This is a genomic window from Marinobacterium sp. MBR-111, from assembly GCF_040547585.1.
Taxonomy (GTDB): Bacteria; Pseudomonadota; Gammaproteobacteria; order Pseudomonadales; family Balneatricaceae; genus Marinobacterium; species Marinobacterium iners.
The window spans coordinates 1-1,520 of the sequence record NZ_JBEPQA010000078.1 but is presented as its reverse complement, the minus strand read 5'-3'; the positions used below and the strand labels follow the sequence as shown (position 1 = coordinate 1,520).

Annotated in this window: 1 rRNA gene; it reads left to right on the top strand. The window is 51.3% G+C overall.

The annotated features are described in order from the left end of the window. Positions 1–119: 119 nt before the first annotated feature. Positions 120–1,520 (top strand): 23S ribosomal RNA (locus ABIE61_RS18770); the annotation flags it as partial.

The following is a 1,520-nucleotide window of genomic DNA, read 5'->3' as shown; positions in this document are numbered from 1 at the left end:
GCTTTAAACGCTCTTTAACAAATTGGATCTGAAAGATTGTCTTGTATTGTTTGATACAAGCGCCAATCGGCGATAATCGTTACGAACCATTCATTTGAACAGACGCCTTCGGGTTATATGGTCAAGTGAATAAGCGTGCACGGTGGATGCCTTGGCAGTCAGAGGCGATGAAGGACGTAGTAACCTGCGATAAGGTTCGGGGAGCTGGTAAACAAGCTTTGATCCGAACATTTCCGAATGGGGAAACCCACCCGCTTGCGGGTATCTCTTAGCTGAATACATAGGCTTTGAGAGGCGAACCCGGGGAACTGAAACATCTAAGTACCCGGAGGAAAAGAAATCAACCGAGATTCCCTTAGTAGCGGCGAGCGAACGGGGACCAGCCCTTAAGCTGTGTTGTGGTTAGCAGAACGCTCTGGAAAGTGCGGCCATAGTGGGTGATAGCCCCGTATGCGAAAACCTATATGCAGTGAAATCGAGTAGGACGGGACACGTGTTATCCTGTCTGAATATGGGGGGACCATCCTCCAAGGCTAAATACTCCTGACTGACCGATAGTGAACCAGTACCGTGAGGGAAAGGCGAAAAGAACCCCTGTGAGGGGAGTGAAATAGACCCTGAAACCGTGTACGTACAAGCAGTGGGAGCCGTTTTCGGACGGTGACTGCGTACCTTTTGTATAATGGGTCAGCGACTTACTTTCAGTGGCAAGCTTAACCGTTTAGGGGAGGCGTAGGGAAACCGAGTCTTAATAGGGCGATCAGTCGCTGGGAGTAGACCCGAAACCGGGCGATCTATCCATGGGCAGGTTGAAGGTTGAGTAACATCAACTGGAGGACCGAACCGACTACCGTTGAAAAGTTAGCGGATGACCTGTGGATCGGAGTGAAAGGCTAATCAAGCCCGGAGATAGCTGGTTCTCCTCGAAAGCTATTTAGGTAGCGCCTCATGTCTCACCTTGGGGGGTAGAGCACTGTTTCGGCTAGGGGGTCATCCCGACTTACCAACCCGATGCAAACTCCGAATACCCAAGAGTGCAATCATGGGAGACACACGGCGGGTGCTAACGTCCGTCGTGGAAAGGGAAACAACCCAGACCGCCAGCTAAGGTCCCAAAGTTCTGGTTAAGTGGGAAACGATGTGGGAAGGCTCAGACAGCTAGGAGGTTGGCTTAGAAGCAGCCACCCTTTAAAGAAAGCGTAATAGCTCACTAGTCGAGTCGGCCTGCGCGGAAGATATAACGGGGCTCAAACCAGACACCGAAGCTGCGGATGCCTTAGGGCATGGTAGAGGAGCGTTCTGTAAGCCGTTGAAGCCAAAGGTGTAAACCATGGTGGAGGTATCAGAAGTGCGAATGCTGACATAAGTAACGATAAAGGGGGTGAAAAACCCCCTCGCCGGAAGACCAAGGTTTCCTATCCAATGCTAATCAGGGTAGGGTGAGTCGGCCCCTAAGGCGAGGCAGAAATGCGTAGTCGATGGGAAACAGGTTAATATTCCTGTACCGGCTGTAACTGCGA